Source organism: Vibrio sp. Vb1980, assembly GCF_033338615.1.
GTDB classification, from domain to species: domain Bacteria; phylum Pseudomonadota; class Gammaproteobacteria; order Enterobacterales; family Vibrionaceae; genus Vibrio; species Vibrio alginolyticus.
In genome coordinates, this window is record NZ_JAWOSZ010000199.1 from 1 (window position 1) to 500 (window position 500).

Here is a 500-nt window from a genome sequence, read left to right on the forward strand (position 1 = left end):
TGATGGACTGCTGGCGATTAAATGCATTGATTTTATTGATAGGGAATTTTTGTTGGAAATCAGAATGATCAGGCGTATGATGGCGGCGTTTGGGGAGTAGTTAGCGCAAGTTTATTTATCGTCATCTCGTTAAGCGAACGCTTATCCGGTAAGTAAAGGTGTCTGATTGAACATTCAATCTTGGCACTTCAACGAGACCAACGCATTCATTGATTAGCAGACACATGGGTAATGTGACTGCTGGTTTGTATTGTTTGCGGAAGGTCACCAAACACTGCTGTCCTTCCGCGTGGGAGGAAGCATGTCTCTTATCGAAAATACCACCCAGTTAAGCCAATCTGTTCTATTTCAAGAATCACTGACAATGTATGGTGCATTCGGCCTTTTCACACTCGTTTTGGTTGCGCTTGATATTTATCAAACCCGAGGCGGTGCCATTACGATGCAAAAAGCCATCGTTTGGAGCATATTCTGGTTCTTACTCGCGTTTCTTTTTGCAG

1 pseudogene is annotated in these 500 nt (G+C 43.4%); it reads left to right on the top strand.

The annotated features are described in order from the left end of the window. Positions 1-301: 301 nt before the first annotated feature. A pseudogene (locus R7F64_RS24485) lies at positions 302-500 on the top strand (hypothetical protein); the annotation flags it as partial.